The 21,890-nt window shown below is 71.9% G+C and carries 22 protein-coding genes; 10 read left to right on the forward strand and 12 right to left on the reverse strand.

The features are described 5' to 3' along the window. Window positions 1–326 precede the first annotated feature (326 nt). From AB0N07_RS36160 to AB0N07_RS36175, 4 genes are read left to right on the forward strand one after another with little or no spacing between them, the layout of a single operon-like run. A complete protein-coding gene (locus AB0N07_RS36160) occupies window positions 327–1,733 on the forward strand; it encodes an aromatic ring-hydroxylating dioxygenase subunit alpha (protein WP_365842559.1) in 1,407 nt (468 codons plus the stop codon). Window positions 1,734–1,741: 8 nt separating this feature from the next. After that, window positions 1,742–2,044: a 2Fe-2S iron-sulfur cluster binding domain-containing protein gene (locus tag AB0N07_RS36165; RefSeq protein ID WP_365842561.1), complete on the forward strand. Its 303-nt coding sequence runs from the start codon at window positions 1,742–1,744 to the stop codon at window positions 2,042–2,044. A 7-nt stretch (window positions 2,045–2,051) separates the two neighbouring features. Then, the gene (locus AB0N07_RS36170; RefSeq protein WP_365842563.1) at window positions 2,052–2,267 is read left to right on the forward strand and encodes a transposase; all 216 of its coding nucleotides are present in this window, start codon (window positions 2,052–2,054) and stop codon (window positions 2,265–2,267) included. 4 nt (window positions 2,268–2,271) lie between these two features. Beyond that, complete coding sequence (locus AB0N07_RS36175; protein WP_365842565.1) at window positions 2,272–3,297, forward strand: NADP-dependent oxidoreductase; 1,026 nt, start codon at window positions 2,272–2,274, stop codon at window positions 3,295–3,297. 52 nt (window positions 3,298–3,349) lie between these two features. Here the strand turns inward: AB0N07_RS36175 and AB0N07_RS36180 are convergent, their stop codons facing one another. The 4 genes from AB0N07_RS36180 to AB0N07_RS36195 all read right to left on the reverse strand — a co-directional run bounded on the left by AB0N07_RS36180 (window position 3,350) and on the right by AB0N07_RS36195 (window position 7,628). Continuing rightward, complete coding sequence (locus AB0N07_RS36180; protein WP_365842567.1) at window positions 3,350–3,664, reverse strand: putative quinol monooxygenase; 315 nt, start codon at window positions 3,662–3,664, stop codon at window positions 3,350–3,352. A gap of 72 nt (window positions 3,665–3,736) precedes the next feature. Continuing rightward, on the reverse strand, window positions 3,737–5,473 hold the full coding sequence (locus AB0N07_RS36185) for a PEP-utilizing enzyme (protein WP_365842569.1): 1,737 nt from the start codon (window positions 5,471–5,473) through the stop codon (window positions 3,737–3,739). A gap of 35 nt (window positions 5,474–5,508) precedes the next feature. Next, window positions 5,509–6,333, reverse strand: coding sequence for an SDR family oxidoreductase (locus AB0N07_RS36190; protein ID WP_365842571.1), 825 nt, complete (start codon window positions 6,331–6,333; stop codon window positions 5,509–5,511). Further along, window positions 6,330–7,628: an aromatic ring-hydroxylating dioxygenase subunit alpha gene (locus AB0N07_RS36195; RefSeq protein ID WP_365842573.1), complete on the reverse strand. Its 1,299-nt coding sequence runs from the start codon at window positions 7,626–7,628 to the stop codon at window positions 6,330–6,332. Before AB0N07_RS36195 ends, AB0N07_RS36190 begins: the two co-directional genes overlap by 4 nt. Window positions 7,629–7,777: 149 nt before the next feature. On the opposite strand from AB0N07_RS36195, the gene AB0N07_RS36200 reads away from it, so the two are divergent. From AB0N07_RS36200 to AB0N07_RS36215, 4 genes are all read left to right on the forward strand, one after another. Beyond that, a complete protein-coding gene (locus AB0N07_RS36200; RefSeq protein WP_365842575.1) occupies window positions 7,778–8,239 on the forward strand; it encodes a VOC family protein in 462 nt (153 codons plus the stop codon). A 97-nt stretch (window positions 8,240–8,336) separates the two neighbouring features. After that, window positions 8,337–9,341 carry a thiamine pyrophosphate-dependent dehydrogenase E1 component subunit alpha gene (locus AB0N07_RS36205; protein WP_365842577.1) on the forward strand — a complete coding sequence of 335 codons (1,005 nt, stop codon included), beginning with the start codon at window positions 8,337–8,339 and terminating at the stop codon, window positions 9,339–9,341. A gap of 5 nt (window positions 9,342–9,346) precedes the next feature. Further along, a complete protein-coding gene (locus AB0N07_RS36210) occupies window positions 9,347–10,360 on the forward strand; it encodes an alpha-ketoacid dehydrogenase subunit beta (RefSeq protein WP_365842579.1) in 1,014 nt (337 codons plus the stop codon). Window positions 10,361–10,365: 5 nt separating this feature from the next. Further along, window positions 10,366–11,763 carry a dihydrolipoamide acetyltransferase family protein gene (locus tag AB0N07_RS36215; protein WP_365842581.1) on the forward strand — a complete coding sequence of 466 codons (1,398 nt, stop codon included), beginning with the start codon at window positions 10,366–10,368 and terminating at the stop codon, window positions 11,761–11,763. A gap of 48 nt (window positions 11,764–11,811) precedes the next feature. Here AB0N07_RS36215 and AB0N07_RS36220 read toward each other — a convergent pair whose 3' ends face one another. After that, window positions 11,812–12,417 carry a helix-turn-helix domain-containing protein gene (locus AB0N07_RS36220; RefSeq protein WP_365842583.1) on the reverse strand — a complete coding sequence of 202 codons (606 nt, stop codon included), beginning with the start codon at window positions 12,415–12,417 and terminating at the stop codon, window positions 11,812–11,814. A 142-nt stretch (window positions 12,418–12,559) separates the two neighbouring features. On the opposite strand from AB0N07_RS36220, the gene AB0N07_RS36225 reads away from it, so the two are divergent. Beyond that, window positions 12,560–13,258 (forward strand): TetR/AcrR family transcriptional regulator, encoded by a 699-nt coding sequence (locus tag AB0N07_RS36225; RefSeq protein ID WP_365842585.1) that lies wholly within the window; start codon window positions 12,560–12,562, stop codon window positions 13,256–13,258. A gap of 80 nt (window positions 13,259–13,338) precedes the next feature. Here the strand turns inward: AB0N07_RS36225 and AB0N07_RS36230 are convergent, their stop codons facing one another. The 6 genes from AB0N07_RS36230 to AB0N07_RS36255 form a co-directional block, all read right to left on the reverse strand. Beyond that, complete coding sequence (locus AB0N07_RS36230; RefSeq protein WP_365842587.1) at window positions 13,339–14,493, reverse strand: thiolase family protein; 1,155 nt, start codon at window positions 14,491–14,493, stop codon at window positions 13,339–13,341. After that, a complete protein-coding gene (locus AB0N07_RS36235) occupies window positions 14,490–14,963 on the reverse strand; it encodes an OB-fold domain-containing protein (protein WP_365842589.1) in 474 nt (157 codons plus the stop codon). The genes AB0N07_RS36230 and AB0N07_RS36235 overlap by 4 nt, the downstream gene beginning before the upstream one ends. A 20-nt stretch (window positions 14,964–14,983) precedes the next feature. Next, window positions 14,984–16,108, reverse strand: coding sequence for an acyl-CoA dehydrogenase (locus AB0N07_RS36240; RefSeq protein WP_365842591.1), 1,125 nt, complete (start codon window positions 16,106–16,108; stop codon window positions 14,984–14,986). Beyond that, window positions 16,105–18,711 carry a putative PEP-binding protein gene (locus tag AB0N07_RS36245; protein ID WP_365842593.1) on the reverse strand — a complete coding sequence of 869 codons (2,607 nt, stop codon included), beginning with the start codon at window positions 18,709–18,711 and terminating at the stop codon, window positions 16,105–16,107. Before AB0N07_RS36245 ends, AB0N07_RS36240 begins: the two co-directional genes overlap by 4 nt. After that, window positions 18,708–19,340, reverse strand: a complete 633-nt coding sequence (locus tag AB0N07_RS36250) for a hypothetical protein (RefSeq protein WP_365842595.1) — start codon at window positions 19,338–19,340, stop codon at window positions 18,708–18,710. The genes AB0N07_RS36245 and AB0N07_RS36250 overlap by 4 nt, the downstream gene beginning before the upstream one ends. 71 nt (window positions 19,341–19,411) lie before the next feature. Beyond that, a complete protein-coding gene (locus AB0N07_RS36255; protein WP_365842597.1) occupies window positions 19,412–20,200 on the reverse strand; it encodes an enoyl-CoA hydratase/isomerase family protein in 789 nt (262 codons plus the stop codon). A gap of 119 nt (window positions 20,201–20,319) precedes the next feature. On the opposite strand from AB0N07_RS36255, the gene AB0N07_RS36260 reads away from it, so the two are divergent. Then, window positions 20,320–21,537 carry an acyl-CoA dehydrogenase family protein gene (locus AB0N07_RS36260; RefSeq protein ID WP_365842599.1) on the forward strand — a complete coding sequence of 406 codons (1,218 nt, stop codon included), beginning with the start codon at window positions 20,320–20,322 and terminating at the stop codon, window positions 21,535–21,537. A 160-nt stretch (window positions 21,538–21,697) separates the two neighbouring features. On the opposite strand, the gene AB0N07_RS36265 is transcribed toward AB0N07_RS36260, so the two are convergent. Beyond that, window positions 21,698–21,890: hypothetical protein (locus tag AB0N07_RS36265; protein WP_365842601.1), on the reverse strand; the 193-nt coding region annotated here is incomplete at its 5' end.

A 21,890-nucleotide genomic window follows, 5' to 3' on the forward strand; every position in this document is an offset into this window, starting at 1 on the left:
GCCTGCGACAGGTATGAGGGGTGCGTCGATCGCCGGCGTGGGGTACGGCGCGGGCCGCCTGGGTGAGACCCCCGCGGCGCTGGCACCGGGATGGCCCAAGCCCGTCCCGGATCATAGAAACTTATGAGGAACTACAGTCTCAAGTGGGTCGGAGTGTGACACGCGGGAGCGGCCTTGGGGAGGGGAGGCGTCGAGAAATTTCTGCGCTCCCTGGCGCATTCGGTGCTGACCTCGTGGGATGCGGTCGTTATTCGCGGTCGAGAGTGTTGCTCCGCACTGGAACCCGTAACTACACTCGTTCTAAAGTTTCTGCCGGAGGAGAGATGATGGACGAAACGTCGGAGCTGGGTACCGCGCGGTGCCCCGGGCCCAGCGTCCAGGACTACCTCGACCAGGACAGCCGCCCGGTCCCGCCCGCCCTGAGGCTCGAGCGGAACGACCCCCTCGGCAGCGAGGACATCGACACCGCCCGCTTCACCTCCCGTGAGTGGGCCGAACGCGAGATGCGCCAGGTCTGGCGGCGCGTGTGGCAGTTCGCCTGTCTGGAGGGCGAGATTCCCGAGGTCGGCGACCACGAGATCTACGAGATCGGCGACGACTCCCTCATCGTCGTGCGTACGGCCCCCGACGAGATCCGCGCCTTCGTCAACGTGTGCCTGCACCGCGGACGCAAACTGCGCACCGGCGGCGGCAACGTGAGCGAGTTCCGCTGCTCGTTCCACGGCTTCGCCTGGAACCTCGACGGCACGATGCAGACCCCGCCCTGCGCCTGGGACTTCCCGCACGTCACCCCGGAGAAGTTCGCCCTCCCCGAGGCCCAGGTGGCCACCTGGCGCGGCTTCGTCTTCATCAACATGGACCCTTACGCGGAGTCCTTCGACAGCTACCGCGGCACCTTCGACGACTACTACATCTGGCCGCTGGAGAACCGCTACAAGTCGCTGCACATCGCCAAGGTGCTGCCCTGCAACTGGAAGGTCGCCCAGGACGCGTTCATCGAGTCCTTCCACGTGATCGCGACCCACCCGCAGATGCTGCCGTGGCTCGCCGACGCCAACTCGCAGTACGACGTGATGGCGGACCAGCCGAACTGGAACCGGATGATCAACATCCAGGGCGCGCCCAGCCCGCACGTCGCGGACTCCGTCACGGAGGAGGACGTCCTGGAGACGTTCTACGACTCGCGCGCCTTCTACGCCGCCGCCCAGGGACGTGACCTGGTCAGACAGGAGGGCGACGAACTGCCGGCGATCCCGCCCGGCGGCACCGCCCGCCAGGTCCTCGCGGAGCGGATGCGCGCGCAACTGGCGGAGACCTCGGCGCAGGACTTCTCGCAGACCCCGGACACCGAACTGCTGGACGCCATCAACTACTTGCTGTTCCCCAACTTCAACCCCTGGGGCGGCGCCAAGTCCAACATCATCTACCGGTTCCGGCCCAACGGCCTCGACCCCGACTCCTGCACCGCCGAGATCATCTTCATGTCCTCCCCGAAGCGGCCCGGCGAGATGCCGCCCCCGGCGAAGATCCGCTGGGTGCCCGAGGACATGCTCTTCGCCGACATCCCCGAACTCGGCGTGCTGGGGCCCGTCTTCGACCAGGACTGCGAGAACCTGCCCTACGTCCAGCAGGGCCTGAAGGCGATGCGAAAGCCCGGCATCACGCTCGCCAACTACCAGGAGAGCCGCATCCGCCACTTCAACCGGACGCTCGACCGGTGGATGGACAGGTGACCCACCGGGTGACCGTCAGACCCCTGGGCGCCGAACTCGACGTACGCGACGGCGAGGACCTGTTCACCGCCGCCCGGCGCCTCGGCTACCGCTGGCCCACCGTCTGCGGCGGCAAGGGCACCTGCCGCACCTGCTTCGTCCAGGTGGAGGAGGGCGCCGAGAACTGTTCCCCCGTGGGCCCGCTGGAGCGCGAGGGCATCGAGGCCCTGCGCAGACCGGTGGACGGCCTGACCCGGCTCGCCTGCCGGCTCCGGGTCGAGGGCCCGGTGACCGTGACCAAGCGCGGCGTGCGCCGCCGAGTGCAGGAGTGATGCCCCCATGTCCAAGCAAGTGATCCACCCGCTGACCGGTCACGTGTACCGGCTCACCGAGGACGGACTGGTCGAGGTGACCGACCCGAAGACCGGGGCGCGGGGTGTCTTCGACTTCCAGGCCCGGTGGCAGTCGGGCGAACTGCGCCACGCCGACCTGCAGATGGCCGGGTGGGTCGGCCGGCTCGCCCAGCGGCGCACGGCGCCCCCGCAGGAGGGATGACGCCGTGTCCCCGCGCACCACCCGGGTGGTCTGCCTCAGACGCCGGCCCGCGAAGGAGCCCGTCCCCGGTGACTTCGCCGTCGAGGAACGCCCGCTGCCGTCCCTCGGCGAAGGACAGGTCCTCGTCCGCAATCTCTACATGAGCGTCGACCCGTCCATGCGCGGACGCCTGGAGACCACCGAGAAGCACTACACGCACAACTTCGCCCCCGGCGCACCGCTGGACGGGAGAGCCCTCGGCGTCGTGGAGGAGAGCCGCTGTCCGAGCGTTCCGCCGGGTGCCTTCGTACGCCACCAGCTGGGCTGGCGGGAGCGGGTCGTGGTGAACGGGGCGGACACCGACGGGGCGGCGCGTATCGACCCGCGGCTCGCCCCGCTGCCCACCTGGCTGGGGCTGCTCGGCCAGACCGGTTTCACCGCGTACGTGGGCCTGACCCGGATCGCGGAGCTGCGCCCCGGCGACACCGTCTTCGTCTCGGCGGCCGCCGGCGCCGTCGGCACCGCCGCCGGCCAGTTCGCCCGGCTGCTGGGCGCGGACCGCGTCATCGGGACCGCCGGCGGACCCGGCAAGTGCGCGCTGCTGGTCGAGGAGTTCGGCTACGACGACGCCGCGGACTACCGTGCCGAGCCGGTGCGCGACGCGCTGGCCCGGATGGCGCCCGACGGCATCGACGTGTACTTCGACAACGTCGGCGGCGAGCAGCTCGGCGCGGCCCTGCACGCGCTGCGGACCGGTGGCCGGGTCGCCCTGTGCGGCATGATGTCGCAGTTCGGCGGCGAGCGGCGGACCGTGGACATCAACCAGTTGATCCAGGCGGTCCTCAAGCGGCTGACGCTGATCGGGTTCATCGTCCGGGACCACGACGACCTGCGGCCGGAGTTCGAGCACCGGGTCGCGGGCTGGCTCGCCGAAGGCCGCCTCACCGCGCGCGAGACCGTCGTGGACGGCCTGGAGAACGCACCGGGGGCGCTGCTGTCCCTGCTGGGCGGCGGCAATGTCGGCAAGATGCTGGTGCGGCTGGCCGACTGACGCATGGAACACCTGAGACGGCGCCCCCTGGCGAGGGAGGCGCCGTTTCGTTTCAGCGCATGGGGTGTGACGCGGCGACCGTGTGGGCCGTCAGGGAGACCCCGACCCGGGTCAGCCCCGCCACGGCGGCGCGGAAGTCCTTGATGTGCGGGGTCGAGAAATGCTCGTCGAGGGCCTGCCGGGAGGTCCAGTGCTCGAACACCCGGATGCGCCGCTCGTCACCGGGATCGGCGGTCATGGCGTAGTCCAGGCAGCCGGGTTCCGCCTCCCGGGTCCGCCGGCCCAGCTCGACGAGGGCCTTCAGCACGGCGGTGCGTTCGCCGGGTTCGTAGTCCATCCAGCCGGCGACGATGACTTCCTCTGCCATGGCGTGTTCCCTTCGTGGTCATGGGCGCGGGCCCGCCGTCCCGTCAGGGGGAGCGGCGGGCCCACGCGTTCCTCAGAGGCCGAGTGCGGCCGGCACGTTGTCCACGGTGACTGTGCCCTTGTCGCCGTCCACCGTGATCACCATGCCGTCCCGCAGCCGCCGCGTCCCGTTCTCGACGGAGATCACGGCCGGGATGCCCAGCTCACGGCAGACCACGACGGCGTGGCTGTTGAGGGCGCCCACGTCCACCACGGCCGCTCCGGCGACCAGGAACAGCGGCGTCCAGGCCGCGTCCGTGATCGGCGCGACCAGCACCTCACCGGGCTCCAGCGCCTCGCACGAGGCCGGGTCGGTGACCACCTGCACCCTGCCGGTGTACGTGCCGTGGCTGCCACCCACGCCACCGAGGACATCGCCCTCGACGGCCGCCGGGGTCCGTTCCGCGGCGCGCCGCGGCCAGGTGCCGACCTCGGTCTGCGCCTCGTCGGCGACGAAGAAGGGCGGCTCCAGCTCGTACAGACCCGCGTACTCCTCCAGCCGCTGGGCGATCACCGGGCCGAAGGACTCCGGGGCGGCGACATAGTCGTCGAGTTCGGTGTCCAGCAGCATCATCACGTCCTCGGGCCGGGCGAACAGCCCCGCCTCGACGCCGCGGCGACCCAGTTCCCGTACGGCCATGCGGATCTCGTTGACGACGGTGACGCAGTTGGCCTTGGTGCGTTCGCGGGCCGGGATCCACACCTGGGAGGCGTGCATGCCGGCGTCGAACAGGGGCTGCGTCTCCTCCGGCAGCGCCGCCCGGATCTCCCGCGCCGTCCGCTCGCGCCCCTCCGTCAGCCGCTTGCGGCGGGCGGCGGGGGAGGCGTCGTCGGGACTGTGCCGGATCCGGTCGACCAGGGCCAGCGCCTGCACGGGCGCCGCCTCCCAGGACAGCGCGTGGATGTCCCACTCGTTGGGGCCGCGGTCGCCGGACTCCGCCAGGAACTCCTCGAAGGAGTCACGGAACGCCTTCACATCCCCGGTCGCGGTCTCGAGCGCCTGCTCCACCGCGGCCGGACCCCGGTCGAAAAGCGCGCTCAGTTCGGCCGAGGCCGCCACCTGGCGGGACAGCGTCCACAGTCCGGTCGAGGGGGAGGCGGAGTCGATGTCGCCGAGACCGCCGATCAGGTCCAGCAGGGCGCCGGGGCGGTCCACGCCCGCGCACAGCGGGCCGAGGATCGCCGGTCCGACCGAGGCGGGCAGCGACGACTCGACGTGGCGCTGGAAGGTCGTCTCCACCTCGTCCAGCAACGACCGTGCGTGCGCGACCAGTTCGGTTTCGGACAGCAGCGTCAGGTCGGGGCGGGCGCGGCGCAGGGCGCGCAGCCGCTCCCGGTCGGCGTCGGCCTCGGGGAAGCCGGCCTGGCCGAGCATCCGCTGAAGGGTCGCGCCCGCCTTGGCGGTCAGCTCCTCGTCCTGGTCGTCCGGGTGCGCCACGTACGCCGGAGTGTCGGAGCGCTGACCGACGAAGGCGGCGTCGATCTGGTCGGCCGTCTGGCCCATCCGGATGCCGAACAGCCGCATGTGGGACAGGTTGAGATAGAAGTGGCCGCCGAACATGCCGACGAACGGCGGCCGGGGACCGGCCACCTCCTCGTCGCGGTAGATGCCGAACCCGACGAAGCCGCGCCGCCAGCCCTGCAGACCGCGTCCCCAGACCAGGGTCCAGCCCAGCGGGCTGGCGGGATCAGGCAGGGTCTCGCCCGCGTTGGCCCGGGTGTAGTGCGGCAGCCGCTCACTGCGCTGCCAGTCCGTGATCCAGCTCTTCATGACCGAGGTCTCCCGCTCGCTGTCCGTGCCCGCGCCTACCACTGCGCCGTTCCGCCGTCGACGCTGATCAGCGCGCCGGTGATGCCCGCCCCGGCCTCGCTCGCGAGCAGCGAGGCGACGGCCGCGATCTGTTCCACGGTGGTGATCTTCTTCGTCGCGGCGTGCTCGGCGAAGCGGCTGAGCCATTCCTCGTAGCTGATGCCCTCGGCCTCGGCGGCGGCCGGCCCGGCAGCACGCATGAGGTCGGTGTCGACGGCGCCGGGACAGATGGCGTTGCAGGTGACGCCCTGGGTGCCGTACTCGAAGGCGGTCGCCTTCGTCAGTCCGTGGATGGCGTGCTTGTTGGTGATGTAGTGGCTGATCGCCGGCTTGTTGGCCTGCTTGCCCTCCACCGAGGAGATGTTGATGATCCGGCCCCAGCCGCCCGCGAGCATCTTCGGCAGGGCCCGGCGGGTGCCGTAGAAGTAGGCGTTGAGGTTGAAGGCCAGGGCGTGGTTCCAGGCCTCGTCGCTGAGCTGGTGCACGGGGGCGAAGCCCTGGGTGCCGCCCGCGTTGTTGACCCAGATGTCGAGCCGCCCGAACCGCTCGGCGGCGAAGTCGGCGAGGGACTCGATGTCCTCCTGGCTGCTTGCGTCACAGGGGTGGAAGACGGCTCGCTCCCCGGCGTCCAGCTCCTCCAGGGCCTGCTTGCCCTTGAGCTCGCTGCGGCCGCTGATGACGACCGTGGCGCCGTCGGCCAGGAAGGCCTCGGCGATGGCGCGGCCGATGCTGCGCGTGCTGCCCGTGATCACCGCGACACGTCCGTCGAGGCTGCCCGTAGCCACCATGGTGTTCTCCCGCGAGTGTTGTTGGTTGCTCACCTGGCGGCTCTGGGGGCGCCTGTGGCGTCTTCGTCCAGGTGCTGGTGAATCGTGCGGTGGAAGTGCTGGAGTCCGGGCTCGTTGCGTCCGAAGACGAAGTCGGTCCCGTCGAGGGCCTTGAGGCCCTGCTGGACTCCGTAGGTGGTCGCGTAGTCCTCGTCGCGGACCACCTCGTGGAACCAGGCGCCGAACCGGTCGGCGGCCTGGCGTTCCTCCTCGGTGACCGCCGGCTCCCGCAGCAGGATGATCTGCTGGGTCACCGACTCGGTCGCCGTCCGGGGGAGCACCAGGGAGACGGCGATCTTCTGGCGCCAGCCGCCGGCGATCGCGAGTCCCGGGAAGAGCCAGTAGATGGGCCCGACGCAGTCCCCGGGGTCACGCCTGTCCGGCGGCAGTTCGCTCGCCTGTGCGATGGGCCGCAGGGCGGGTGCGATGCGCTGGTGAGGGCCCCAGGTGTCGTGCGCCATCATGTTCGACAGGTTCGTCTCGAACACCGTCTTCGGGTGCAGCGAGGCGAAGTGGTAGGTCTCCAGATACCCGTCGAGGGTGACCTTCCAGTTGGGGCTGGTCAGCTCGCTGGTGGCGTAGTGGTGGCACTCCGCGAGGCGAAGGCCCTCCAGCAGCGGCTGCAGATCGCCCAGCCACTCGTCCAGGTCGGGCTCGGCCGCCGGGTCCAGTGACACGAAGACGATCCCCGCGCGCTCCCCGGCCGGGAGCCGCACCAGGCCGCGTCCCTCACGCGGAACCTCGCCGAAGGTCTTCTCCGCGTACACGCCCCGCAGCTCCCCGGCCAGGTCGTACGACCATGAGTGGTACGGGCAGGTGAGCCGCTTGGACACCCCGCACCCCGCCTCCAGGAGCCGGGCGCCCCGGTGCCGGCAGGCGTTGATCATCGCGTGCACGGCACCCTGCCGGTCGCGTGTGATCAGCACCGGAACGCCGAGCACGTCGATCGCCTTGTAGGTGTTCGGCCCGGGCAGCTCGCACGACATCGCGAGCGGCAGCGGGACACTCCGGTGGACGGCGTCCGTCTCGCGCTGCCAGCGGTCGGCGTCGAGGTAGTTGGCGACGGGTTCCGTCCACTGACCGTCCGCCTCGTGCGTCGTGTTGGCGCGATAGTGCGCCATCACCCGCTCGACGAGTTCGGCCGCCTCCCGCCGCATCGCCACGGACGCGGCGTCGGTTGACCGGTCCTGGCTGATCCACGACGAGTACTCGGGAGTGGAGGGGGCGGAGGCCGGTGACCTGCGCTCGGTCGCTGTTTCCCGAATCTCCGGTGAACTGGTCTGGACCACGTTGTCCTCACAATCCTCCCAGCCGCGAGCCGGTGACCGGCTTCGGAACGCGACAGCTGGGCTGTGTCCGAAACTGCAACAGGACTTAGTGTGGTCTGTCAATAGAAAGTGTCGAAGTTGCCGCTCGGTGTCCTGTGGGGGTGGGTGCGATGGTCGTGACGCGACCTTTCGAGGTGGGTGTGGTGGTGCGCGACCTCGGGCTGATGGAGCGCTTCTGCCGCGAGGCGGTCGGCTGCCGCGCCGAGCGCCGCTCGCGCGTGCCGGAGTCCGTCGGGGATCCGGCGGGGCTGGGCGGCGAGCTGACGGTCGCCTGGCTCCGGGTGCCCTCCGGAGGGTGTGTCAAGTTGATCCTGCCCCGGTCGGGGCCGGTGTCGGCGGGCGCGGCGTCCTGGCCTGCCGGGCGGCCGGGACTGTCGTATCCCACCTTCCACGTCGACGGCATGGACCCGGTCGTGACGGCTCTGCCGGGTGCGGGTGCCCGGCCCCTGTCGGATCCGGTCGTCGTCCGCGTCGGTGGCCGACGGATCAGCTTCTGGGCGGATCCGGAGGGCAACGTCGTGGAGCTGGTGGACGAGCGGGGCGACGAGCCGGGTCCGAGGCGTAGTAATTAGAGATGCTGTTCAGTAAGGTGCCTTCATGCCGGTTACTGTAGACCGACACAAGTAACTCCGATTGCTTGGCAACCTCCCTCGGGCGAAGGGGCGGACGATGGCTCAACGAGCGTCAACGGCGTCGAAGAAATCCCCGCAGGTCAGTACCGCGGTCATCCGGGATCTGCACGAACGCATGGTGCGCATCCGGCTGTTCGAGACCGAGGCGGGAAAACTCATGGAGGCCGGCAAGCTGCCCGGCTTCCTGCACCTCTATGTCGGCCAGGAAGCCGTTGCCGCCGGCGTGATGACGGCCCTGCGCGACGACGACCAGATCACCTCCACCCACCGCGGCCACGGACACGCCGTGGCGAAGGGCGTCGGCTTCCGCGCGATGTACGCCGAACTCTACGGCCGCGTCACCGGCGCCTGCCTCGGCCGCGGCGGCAGCATGCACATCAACGACCTCACCCGCGGCATGCTCGGCGCCAACGGCATCGTCGGCGCCGGCGTCCCGATCGCCGTGGGCGCCGCCTTCGCCGCCCGCTACAAGGGCGAGGACAGCGTCGCCGTGACCTTCTTCGGCGACGGCTCCACCAACATCGGCGCCTTCCACGAGGGCGCCAACATGGCCGCCATCCTCGGCCTGCCCGTGGTCTTCGTCTGCGAGAACAACGGCTACGCCGAGTTCACCCCGCAGTCCGCCCACATGCTGCTCACCGACGTCGCCGACCGGGCCGCCGCCTACGGCATGCCCGGCGTGATCGTCGACGGCATGGACGCGGTCGCCGTCCACCGCGCCGCGACCGAAGCCGTCGCACGCGCGCGGTCCGGAGCGGGCCCCATGATGATCGAGGCCAAGACCTACCGCTACTTCGACCACCAGGGCGTCAAGGGCCTGCGCCACCCCTACCGCTCGGACGAGGAGGTCGCCGACTGGAAGGCCCGCGACCCCATCGACCTGATCGAGACCCGGGCCCTGGCCGACGGCACCGCCACCCGCGCGGAACTCGACGACGTATGGCAGCGCACGCGGGAAGAGATCGCCGAAGCCGTCGCGTACGCCGAGGCGAGCCCGCTGCCCGACCCCGCCGACCTGCTGCTCAACGTGTACTCGGGATGACCGCCATGACCACCACCACCGAGGCGGCGGCCGTCGCCACACGCAAGCTCACCTACGTCAAGGCCTTCAACGAGGGACTCGCCCAGGCCATGCGCGAGGACGAGAACGTCTTCGTCGCGGGGGAGGACGTGGCCGGATACGGCGGCGTGTTCCGTATGTTCGACAACCTGCTCGACGAGTTCGGGCCCCGCCGCATGATCGACACCCCCATATCCGAAGCCGCCCTGGTCGGCCTCGGCGTGGGCGCCGCCGCCCGGGGCCTGCGCCCCGTCGTCGACCTGATGTTCATGGACTTCATCGGCGTCTGCCTCGACCAGATCGTCAACCAGGCGGCGAAGATGAAGTACATGTTCGGCGGCGCGCTGTCCGTGCCGCTGACCATCACGACCGCCTCCGGAGCGGGCCTCGGCGCGGCGGCTCAGCACAGCCAGAGCCTGGAGGCGTGGCTGGCCCATGTGCCCGGCCTCAAGGTGGTGATGCCGTGCGACGCGTACACCGCCAAGGGCCTGACGGTCTCGGCCATCCGGGACGACAACCCCACCGTCGTCATGCTCAACAAGGTGCTGCTCGGCAGCACCGGTGAGGTGCCCGAGGAGATCTACGGCCTCCCCCTGGGGCAGGCGCACACCGCGCGGCAGGGCTCCGACGTCACCGTGATCGCGCTGGGCCGCATGGTGGGCGAGGCCCTCGCGGCGGCCGACGAACTCGCCGCCGAGGGCGTCGAGATCGAGGTGATCGACCCGCGTACCGTGCAGCCGCTGGACACCGAGACGATGTTCGCCTCCGTCCGCCGCACCAACCGGGTGCTCGTGGTGCACGAGGCCGTCACCTTCGGCGGGCTCGGCGCGGAGATCGCCGCCCAGATCCAGGACGTGGTCTTCGACTACCTCGACGCGCCGGTCCTGCGCATCGGCGCCCCCTTCTCACCCGTGCCCTTCTCGCCGGTCCTGGAGAAGGCGTACGTGCCCGATCGCGCCCGCATCGCCCAGGGGTGCCGGCGCCTGCTCGAAAGGTCGTGACCGACGTGGCGGTCGAGGTTCTGCTGCCGAAGATCGGCCTGACCATGCAGGAGGGCACGATCGACGAATGGCTGGTGCCCGTCGGCGCGGCCGTCGCCGAGGGCGACTCACTGTTGCGGCTGGCCACCGACAAGGTCGACGTGGATGTCGAGGCGGAGGCCGGAGGCCTCTTCCACCCGGTGGTCCCGGCCGGGGCCACCGTCCCTGCCGGCACCCTCATCGGCTGGCTGCTGGCCGAGGGCGAACAACCACCGAAGGCGCCGGGCGGACCGGCGACCTCCGGGCCCGGGACCGACCGGGACACGGACACGGTGACTGCGGCTGTGGCGGGTGGTACCGGTGCGGCACCCGCCCCCGTCGGCATCAATGCCCGGCTCCTGTCCTCGCCGTACGCCCGGCAGGTCGCCGCGGCCGTCGGCGTCGACCTCAGCGCCGTGCGCGGCACGGGCCCCGGCGGTCGGATCGTCTCCGAGGACGTGGAGGAGTTCTTCGCGGCGCTCCCCGATGCCCCTGGCATCCCGGCGGAGCCGGCCCTGCGGGACGGCACTCCCTCCTCGCCTCTGGTCCGCAAACTGGCGAAGGAACGCGGCATCGACTTGTCGGAGGTGAACGGCACGGGTCCGGGCGGCCGTATCCGCCGCTCCGACCTCGACGCAGCCCCTGCCGCCGTCACCGCCCCTGCTGCTCCCGTTCGCCGCAAGGCGGCTCCGCAGCCCGGCGACGTCCTCCCCCTCACGGGGATGCGCGGCACCATCGCCCGCAGGATGCACGCCAGTCTCCAGGAGATGGCACAGCTGACGCACGGCTACGAGGTGCGGATGGACGCCGTGGTCTCCCTGCGGGAGCGGCTCAGGCAGGAGTGGGCGGACGGCGAACTGCCGGTGCCCGGCCTGGGAGACTTCGTGCTGAAGGCCGCGGCCCTGGCCCTGCGCGAGCACCCGCTGCTCAACGCGACAGTCCGGGACGACGGCATCCATCTGCTCGACGGTATCCACGTGGGCTTCGCAGTGGCCGTACCGGGCGGCCTCATGGTTCCCGTCATCGAGGACGCGGTGGCGCTGCCGTTGCACGAGATCGCCCGCCGGTCGAAGGAACTGGCGCAGGCCGCGCGCGAGGGGCGGATCTCCCTCACGCAGCTGGAGGGGGCGACCTTCACGGTCACCTCGCTCGGCGGTTACGGCGTGGACTTCTTCACCCCGGTGATCAATCCCGGCAATGTCGGGATCCTCGGCGTGGGCAGGCTCAGGGACGGCGTCGAGTGGGTGGAGGACCGGCCGTTGCGGACCCGGGTGCTCACCCTGAGCCTCACCTTCGACCACCGTGCCGTCGACGGCGCACCCGCCGCCGAATATCTGCGCACGGTCGGCGAGCTGCTGAGCAAGCCGCTGCGTCTGCTGGTGTGAAACTGCTGGTGTGTACCTGCTGATGTGAACCCGCTGGTGAACCGAGGCCTACCGGGCGGGGTCGGCGATCCGCTCCGCGAGATCGCCGACCTCACGGACGAAGGAGCGGTGGCCCAGCGACCGGTACACGTCGTCGCCCCGGACCTGTGAGGTGGCCGCGGTCTCCAGCAGCGCCAGCAGGCCCAGGCCGTTCACCGCCGCCTCGGCGTCGGAGACGGACGCACGGGCCTTGCGGACCAGCCGGACCAGCTCCTCCAGCAACTGCGTACGGCTCTCCTGGCGCAGCGCCTCCGCCTCCTGGCTCATACCGGCCGACGACACGAAGAACACGGTGGCGGCGGACCGGTTCTCGGCCATCCATGCCAGCAGGGCGGTGATCGCCGCTCCGGTGTGCGAGCCGGGTTCATGGGCCTCCGTGATCGCCTGCAGCTGCTCGCGCAGCGCCGCGGCGAACGCCCGCATGGCCTCGGCGAGGACCTGGTCCTTGGAGGAGAAGTGGTAGTACACCGCGGCCGAGGTCATCTCGGCGCGGGAGGCGATGTCGGCCACCGTCACCTCGTCCGGCGGCTGGGTGGCGAACAACTCGGTGGCCGCCTCGATCACCCGCTGCTTGCGCGAGGGGCGGTGGGCGGCGCGGGTTCCGGATGTCGTCATGGTGTCAAGTATGCCGGGACCTGAGTGCGTCGGATGCCTGCGTGCAGTGGGAATTGTGCGGTCGGCGGGCTGCAGTTACTGGATACTATGGTCAGTACCAGGGATCGCGGGTGCGGACCGACGGCAGCGGGCAGGGAGCAGGATGGCCACCACCAAGAACGGCAAGCAGCCCGCCCACCGGCCCTCGCGGCGGCAGCACATCATCACCGCCGCCGTACGGGTCTTCGGACGCAACGGATTCGCGGAGACGAGCATCCAGGACATCGCGGACGAGGCCGAGGTGGTGCCCACAGCCGTCTACTACCACTTCGACGGCAAGGAGGAACTGCTCGAACTCGCCATGCGCCGGGTCTTCGACCAGCTGAACGCGGTCGTGGAGGCGGCCCGGCCGGAGTCCGAGCCGGGTGACGCGGAGGGTCTGGTCCGCGTCATCGACGCCGTGTGGGAGTGGGTGGAGCGCAACCCCGACGAGGCCCGGCTGTACCAGGTCCAGGTCGCCTCGGCCAACGGCAGCGTGAAGGTGCTGCGGGACGAGTTCGAGCAGCGTCACATCCAGCGTGGCTACGACTACCTGCCCGAGGGCAGCACCCGCAGCCCCCGCGCGGCGAAGGCCCGGCACGCGGGCCAGGCGCTCGCGGTCCGCACGCTGATCAGTACGACGATGCTGGTCACCGCGTTGCGGGCGGAGGGAGGACCGCTGTCCCAGCTGCCCTCCCGGGCGGTGCTCCAGGCGGTCAGGGAGCTGGCGCTGCGCATCGTCGCCGCCGAGGAGACGCCGGCGGGGCAGCGGGGGCCCGCAGAGCAGCAGGGGCCGGAGAAGAAGGCCACGTCACGGACCTGAGAGGGCTCACCAGGTTCACCAGGGCAGCGGCCTGCGGCCCGCGCGGGGCGGACCGTGCCGCACGGCTTGTGCGCCGCCTTTCACACCGTCAGGACCGAGCAGGCGCTGATCCCGGGCGCCCCGTACACATGCGTGAAGCCCACCCGGGGAGCGCCCGGTACCTGCGCACCGGGTGCCCGGCCCTGCAACTGCCGTACGACCTCGTGGAACTGACGCAGTCCGGAGGCGCCGACGGGCTCCCCGCCTGCCAGACAGCCGCCGTCGGTGTTGACCGGTATCCGGCCGGTGGGATCGGTGTCCCCGGCGGCCAGCAGCTCCTCCTGCTCGCCGTGGCCGCACAGACCGGTCTCCGCCAGATGGACCAGTTCCGAGCCGCTGTCCGTGTCCTGCAGCTGGGCGACCCGCACGTCCGCGGGCCGTACGCCCGCCGTGCGGAAGGCCGCCTCGGCGGCGTCGACGCTGGGGCTGCGGTGGGGTCCCGGCGGCAGCCAGGGGGAGAACACCTCGAACGAACCGAACCGTCGGGTCCGGAAGGCCAACGACGCCAGCTTGACCGGCCGTTCGCACAGGTCGAAGGCGCGGTCGCCGAGGGCGAGGACCAGGGCCGCCGCGCCCTGTCCGGGCGAGCAGAACATGTACTGGGTGAGCGGAGGGCTGACCTCGGCGGCCTCCAGGATCTCCCGCTCCGTCAGCGGCTTGCGCCGCCATGCCAGGGGGTGCCGGGCGCCGTTGCGGAAGGCCCGCTCGGCCACCATCGCCAGCGCCCGCTCGGATATTCCGTGCTCGTACAGGTACCGCTGGGTCTTGAGTGCGAAGAACTGGGTGGTCAGCATCATGCCGGTCTCGGCGTACCAGTCGCCCAGGCCGTAGCGGGCCGCGGAGACGTGGAAGGCGCCCCGCTCATGCTTGTCGAAGCCCACCGCAAGTCCCAGGGAGGCCTCGCCCGCGCGCAGCGCGTTGGCCACGGCGAGCACCGTGGAGGCACCGGTCGCACAGCCGTTCTGCACGTTGACGAAGGGCACTCCGGTCAGCCCCAGACGGCCCACCAGGGTGTCGGGCTTGCCGGACACGTCGGAGCCGCCGGCCGCGTAGCCGATGTCCTCCCAGGCGACACCCGCGTCGGCCAGCGCCGCGCGCACCGCCCGCTCGGCCATGTCCATGCCGGTGACGCTCTCGTCGCGGCCGAAGGGATGCATCCCGCATCCGACCACGTACACGTCGTCGGGCCGGTTCACAGCTCCCCGTCCCGCTCCGGGCGGAACGCGAAGGTGACGACCTCGGTCCCGTCCTCGTGCCGGTACGCGGACACCGTGGTGAGCCGGACCGGCAGACCGATCCGGATGTCCTCGCGGGGCACCGCCAGGCGCGCTTCGACCAGCACTTCGCCGAGGTCCACGTAGCCCACGTGGTACGGCCGGTAGCCGTCGGCCGGCGGCCGGTACGGCGGTTTCGGCGGGAACGCCTGGAGCGTCCACGACCACACCACCCCCCTGACCGGCAGCACCTGCTCGGACATCACCCCGTCCGCGCACCTGGGGCAGGAGTCCTGCCGGGGGAAGACGACGGTGTGGCACGCGGAGCAGCGGGCGCCCACGAGCCGCGGCGCGTCCCCGCCGTGGAGCCCACGGTCGTCGAGCCGACGGTCGCCGTGCTCACTGTCGTCCGGGTTCTCGAACAGGGACTCGTCGATGAGCCTGGTGGTCATGTTCCCGCCCTCCTTCCACGTCACCAGCCCAGCAGGGCGGCCAGTCGTTCCCGGTGGTGTGCGGCGCCGCCCAGCAGCACCGCGTCGGACTGCGCGCGCCGGAAGTACAGGTGCGCGTCGTGCTCCCAGGTGAAGCCCATGCCGCCGTGGAGCTGTACGCATTCGGCGGCGACGGAGACGAACGCCTCGCCGCACCACGCCTGTGCCACGGCCGCCGCCTCGGCCAGCGCCGGAGGTGAGCCGTCCGCCCGGACCGCGCGCACCACGGCCGACCGTGCGGCCTCGACCTGGAGCAGCATGTCGGCGCAGGCGTGCTTGACCGCCTGGAAGCCGCCGATGGCCCTGCCGAACTGGGTGCGGTCGCGCACATGGGCCACGGTCATGTCCAACGCGGCCTGGGCTCCGCCCAGTTGCTCGGCGGCCAGGGCCACCAGGGCCACGTCCAGTGCGCGGGAGACGACGTCCGCGCCCTCGCCGCCCGCGGTCAGGGCCCGGGCCCGGGCGCCGTCGAAGGCGACGATCGCCTGCCCGCGGCTGAGGTCCAGGGTGGGCACCCGGCGCACCGTGACGCCCGGCTCTCGCGGATCGGCCAGGAAGAGGTCCACGCCGTCGGCTCCGGTCGCGGCGACCACGAGTGTCTCGGCGTCGGCGCCGTCGAGGACGAACGGCGCGGTGCCGTCCAGGAGCGGGACGCTGCCCTGCCAGGACACGGCCACGGGCACGGCGTCGGCCCGCCACGTCCCGTCGGGTGCGACCACGGCGAGGGCGTGTACGACGCCCTCCGCCAGCTTGCCCAGCGCCTTGTCGGCGGTGCCGCAGCCTGCCAGCACCTGTCCGGCCAGCACGGTGGAGGACAGCAGTGGCACCGGTGCCAGGGACCGGCCCAACTCCTCGCAGACGGCGGCGATCCCGGCGAGGCCGCCGATGCCTCCCGCCGGCCCGGGCAGCCCGAGCGCCGCGAGGCCGACCTGCCGGCCGAGGGTGTCCCACAACCCGGCGTCGATGCCGGGGGCCTCCTCGGACAGCCGGCGTACCGCGGCGGTGCCGCCGGCGTCCGCGCACACCGCGCGGACGGTCTCGCGGAGGTCTTCCAGCTCGGTGTCCGACAGGGCTGTGCCGTCGGTCTCGGTCACGGTGCTCGTCATCGTGTGCTCCCGCTGGTGTCGTCCCGTGCGCGCAGCGCGCTGTGCGCGGCCGCCATCCGGGCCACCGGCACGCGGTGCGCGGAACACGAGACGTAGTCGAGGCCGAGGCCGTCGCAGAACGCGATCGACTCGGGGTCGCCGCCGTGCTCACCGCACACGCCCAGCTTGATACCGGGCCGTACGCGCCGGGCCCGCTCAGCCGCCAGGCCGACCAGGGCACCCACCCCGTGCGGGTCGAGCCGGGCGAAGGGGCTGGCGGTCAGGAACCCGCGTTCCTGGTACGAGGCGAGCACCTGGCGTTCGACGTCGTCCCGGGAGAACCCGTAGGTGAGCTGGGTGAGGTCGTTGGTGCCGAAGGAGAAGAACTCGGCGTGCTCGGCGAGTTCCGCGGCCAGCAGCGCGGCGCGCGGCGTCTCGATCATGGTGCCGAGCCGGTAGGGCACCTCCACCCCGGTGCGGGCGGCGACCGCGTCGGCGGCGTCGCGTACGTACGCGGCCACGGCGGCCAGTTCCTGCGGCAGGCTGACGAGCGGGATCATCACCTCCAGCTCGGGCCGGATCCCAGTGGCGACCACATCGGCCCAGGCGGTGAAGAGCGCCTCGGCCTGCGCCGGATAGAGCCGTTCGTGCAGCAGGGCCAGCCGCACTCCGCGCAGGCCGAGCATCGGGTTCGCCTCGCGCAGTGCGGCGGCCCGCTGTTCCTCGGCCGCGTCCAGGGCCTCGCCGGGGGCGGGCAGGAACTCGTGCAGCGGGGCGTCCAGCAGGCGCACGGTCACCGGGCGGTCGCCCACGGCGGCCAGCAGCGCGGTGAAGTCCTCGTGCTGGGCGCGCTCCAGCGCCACCAGGGCCTCGTCACGGGCGGTGGGGTCGACGGCCAGCAGCACCCGGCGGATCAACGGCAGCCGCTCACCGAGGAACTGGTGTTCCGTACGGCACAGCCCGACGCCCTCCGCGCCCAGCGCGAGGGCCGTCTCCACTTCGGCCGCCGTGTCCGCGTTGACCCGTACGCCCAGTCGGCGTATGTCGTCCGCCCACGTCAGCAGGGTGGACAGTTCGGGCGGCGGTCCTGCGACGCTGACGCTCAGCGTGCCCGCGTAGACGGCGCCGGTACGGCCGTCCAGCGAGATCGGGTCGCCCTCGCGCACCACGCGTTCCCCGAAGCGGACCGTCCCGGTCGCCCGGTCCGGGCGCAGCCCCTCGGCGCCGCACACGGCGGGCTTGCCGGCGCCCCGCGCGACCACGGCGGCGTGCGAGGCGATTCCGCCGCTGCCGGTCAGCACGGCGACGGAGGCCAGCATGCCGGGCACGTCCGCCGGGGTCGTCTCGGCGGCCACCAGCACGACCCGGGTGCCGTCCGCGGCCAGTTCGAGGGCCTTCTCGCTGGAGAGCACCACCGTCCCGGTCGCCGCTCCCGGTGCCGCGGGCAGGCCTCTCACGAGGAGTTCCTCCCCACCGGCCAGCCGCAGTTGGGGGTGGAGCAGTTCCTGCACCTGCGCCGGGGCGATCCGGCGGACGGCTTCCTCCTGGCCGAGCGCCCCGTCCCGGGCGAGGTCCGCGGCCAGACACACCGACGCCCTCAGCGGCGGGCGGAGTTGGGCGGAGGCGGCTAGCAGTGAGATCTCGTCGTCGCGTACCTCGAAGTCGACCGACACCGGCGCGCGCAGGTGCCGCTCCAGGGTGAGCAGGGAGTGTTCGAGCAGCGCGGTGCCGCCCGCGAGCCGGTCCAGCGGCTCACCGGAGTGCGGCGGCGGGGCGCTGCGGCGCACCCCGCGGAAGAAGGACCCCTGCGGACAGAGGCGCCCGGTCTCGGGATCGCGGCTGACGGCCGTGCCGTAGCCCGAGTGGTCCGCCGGGCCGATGCGCAGGGCCTGCACATGCAGGGCGAGGGCCAGGTCGGCGGGGAGCCGCTGCGCCCTGCGGGACCGTCGCGCACGCGGCGAGTCCCACCGGGCGAGCAGGGCACGGGCGGCAAGCGCCAGCTGCTGCGCCGGGTCGTCGGGGAAGGGCCGGGAGCCGTGCTCCGCCACCAGGGAGAGCAGCAACTTGACTCGTTCTGCCGGCTGGGGCGTGTCCAGGAGGGCGTCGTCGAGCAGCGCACCGGGAACGTCCAGGGCGTGTTCGGCGATCACACGTACGCCGGCGGCCCACACCTCGTACAACGCGTCCGCCTGCCCGATCACGGCGCACAGGTCGTCGGCCGTGCCGGGTGCCACACCGAGACAGGCCAGGTCCGGCGGCAGCCCGGCGATCTCGGTCGGCGCGCTCGCCGACAGACGCAGCAGCAGCGGTCGGGCCATGTCCCCGATCCGCCGTCCCGAGAGCTGTTCGACGAGCTCTACGGCGGCTTCGGCGGTGGCGGCTTCGCACAGCGACGCCGCGGCTGCGGCGGGCACGGTGAGGCCCGGCACGACCGGCAGACCGAGGGCCACCAGCCCGTCCATCGCCGCGCCGTGCGCGCCCAGCTCGTCGGCGTCCAGGCCCCGGATGCGGCCCTGCCCGTACGGCACCAGGGTCCGTCCGGGAGGAGCGGGGCTACCAGAGGCCGGAGTGAGGGGCGCCCCGGACGGTGCGGGCAGGCCCGCCTCTCGGTCGGTGACGCTCACCGCCGCCCCCTGGTGACGAGCTCCTCTTCACGGGCCTCGTCCTCGGCCCGGCTGATGCCCAGCACGAGGAGCAGCTCCTGGTGCAGTCGCATCCACACGGTGTGGTACGAGTCGCACAGCGGCGAGGCCAGCCACTGCGGCGCGCCGTCGTCGAAGCGGTCGAGGGCGTCCTCCAGGTCCGTCAGGTACTGCCCACTGCCCGCGAGCACCCGGTCCAGCCGGCGCAGCACGGGCTGGATGGCCTCGTGCACATCCTCCAGCGACTCGCGCACCCCGGCGTCGTAGACGTCGTCCAAATGGTCGTTGGCGGTGCCGTCCGGGCGGCACTGCCATGCCGTGCACACGTCCCGGATCTTCCGGTTGACCGGGAGGAACGCCTCGTACGCCGCGGTGATCAGCTCCTCCTGCTCGGAGCCGGTGGGAACCCGCAGCAACCGCGCGACGGCGGACTTGGCCCGCTCGGTCGGCAGCACCACCGGCCCCTTCACCGTCGCGAGCCCGGCGTCGACCAGCGGCCGGTGCTCGGAGGCCGGACGGCCGCGCCACATGCCACGCAGAACGAGGTCGACGACGGCTTCGGTGAGGGGCTCGTCGGACGCGTCCGGAAGGTCCACGGCAGCAGATTGCATCGCCACACCTTTTGCTCGGTTCTGTGTTGCCCGGAGGTTACGCCCCGGCGGCCTTGTTAGTGAAGAGGGACTCAAGAAACACTTTTCGCCGCGAGGAACGACGTCATGCGGTCCTGCGCGTCCCGGCCGTCCGCGAGGGCGGCGATGGAGCGCGCTTCCTCGGCGAGGTGGCGGCGCAGATCGTCCCCGGTGCCGCGACGCAGCAGCCCCTTCGCGGCGCGCAGCGCGCCGCCCGCGCCGGCGGCCAGCTCCGCCGCGGTCCGGCGAGCCGTGTCGTCCAGTTCGGCATCGGCCACGGACCGGGAGACCAGTCCCCACTGTTCGGCGTCGTCGCCGGTCAGGACCCGGTTGGTGAGGATCAGGTCCGCCGCCCTGCGAGGGCCCACCAGGCGCGGCAGGAACCATGACGCCCCGCAGTCCGGTGTGAGCCCGATCGCCGTGTACGCCAGCCGGAACCGCGCGGACCAGGCCGCCAGGACGACGTCGCCCACGAGAGCGAGGCCGATCCCGCCGCCCGCGGCCGCTCCGCGCACGGCGGTCACCAACGGCACCGGCAGCTCGTACAGGACCTGTATCGCGATGTGCGCGGCGCTCGCCACGGCGTGGACGTAGGCGCCGGTCTCCGCGCCTCGGCCGGCGAAGGCGCGCAGGTCACCGCCCAGGCAGAAGCTGCCACCCGTCGTCCGCAGCAGCACCGCGCCACCCGGGTCCGCGGCCACCTCCGAGGCCGTGTCCCGAAGGGCCTCGGCCGTGGTGAGATCCAGGGCGTTGCCGCGGCCGGGATCGTCCAGCCTCAGCTCGACGACGCCGTCGGGATGGCGGACGGTTCGGACCGGGCCGGTGCTCGCGGTCGGGCTCATGGGTGTCTCTCCCGTCGTCTTCCCGTCGCCGGGGCTTCCGGGCAAGATACTAAAGACGCTATACAGTTTCTAGGAGGCGACGGCTGCCGACGTCCGTGCGCCCGTCGGCAGGAGGTCCCGTGCCCGTCCAGTTCGATGTCGATCCGACTGTCGCTCAACTCGCCGAAGCCACCGCCCAGTTCGTGCGCGAGGTGGCCGTCCCGGCCGAACGCGAATGCGGTGGGTCCGTGCACGACGCCCCCGAGGCGGTGCGGGAGAGCCTGCAGAAAGCCGCCCGTGACGCGGGCGTGTTCGCCCCGCACGTACCGACGCGCTGGGGCGGCCACGGGCTCGACCTGCGCGGCCAGGCGGTGGTGTTCGAAGCGGCGGGTTACTCGCTGCTCGGACCGCTCGCGCTGAACTGCGCGGCCCCGGACGAAGGCAACATGCACCTGCTGGAGAAGCTCGCCACCGAAGAACAGAAGCAGACCTATCTGCGCCCGCTCGCCGCGGGCGAGATCCGGTCCTGCTTCGCCATGACCGAACCGGCTCCGGGAGCCGGCGCCGATCCCCGCCTGCTGCGGACCACCGCGACCCGGGTGCCGGGCGGCTGGCGTATCGACGGGCGCAAGTGGTTCATCACCGGTGCCCGGGGATCCGGGTTCACCATCGTCATGGCCCGCACCTCCGGCGGCCCCGGCGACTCGGGCGGCGCCACCATGTTCCTGGTTGACGCCGACACCCCCGGCATGCGCCTCGTACGGACGATCGAGACCCTCGACGAGGCGCTCTTCGCCGGGCACAGCGAGATCGTCTTCGACGGGTGCGTGGTGGGGGAGGAGCAGGTCCTGGGAGCGGTGGACCGCGGCTTCGAGGGCGCCCAGATACGGCTCGGCCCCGCCCGGCTGACCCACTGCATGCGCTGGCTCGGAGCGGCTCGCCGCGCCCAGGACATCGCGCTGGAGCGGGCCGGGAGCCGGATGGCCTTCGGCTCGGCCCTCGGAGACCTCGGCATGGTCCAGCAGATGCTGGCCGACTCCGAGATCGACATCGAGGCGAGCCGCGCCCTGATCCTGCGTACCGCCTGGGAGCTGGACACCGGTTCCGCCGCCGCCTCACAACTCACCTCGGTGTCCAAGACCTTCGTGGCGGAGGCGGTGAACCGGGTGGTCGACCGGGCGGTGCAGATCTGCGGAGCCCTCGGCGTCTCGGCCGCCGACGCCCCCCTCGCCCGTCTGTTCCGGGAGGTACGCCCCTTCCGGATCTACGACGGCCCGTCGGAGACGCACCGTTTCGCCATAGCGCGCCGCGCGGTACGGCCCTACCGACAGCAGCGCACGGGCGCCGCCGACGGCTGATGCCGCCTGATGACCGAGTCGACGTGCCGGCAGGCTTCGCCGGAAGGATGTCCTCTTGGATCCTCAAGCGGATGCCTTAGGGGCCCAATGGCCCTGTACCGCTTCCGGCCTGCCGGCTCTCGGCCGAAGCGCGACGGTGGCAGCACCAGGGTTCGCAGGTTCACATCCTGTCGTCCCGCTGGTTGCGTTTCTGCGACCCGTGACGGCGGGGCGGGGCGGCCGCCCGGGAGTCGGCCCGGCGCAGCGTCTCCGCCTCGACGGTCGCGCGGATCACGGACCGCTGATGGCGGTCTTGTACAGGTCGGCCGCCTGGCTGCCCAGTGTCACGCTGTAGGACACGTCGTCGGTGTCGC

The organism is Streptomyces sp. NPDC051172, from assembly GCF_040682555.1.
GTDB lineage: Bacteria > Actinomycetota > Actinomycetes > Streptomycetales > Streptomycetaceae > Streptomyces.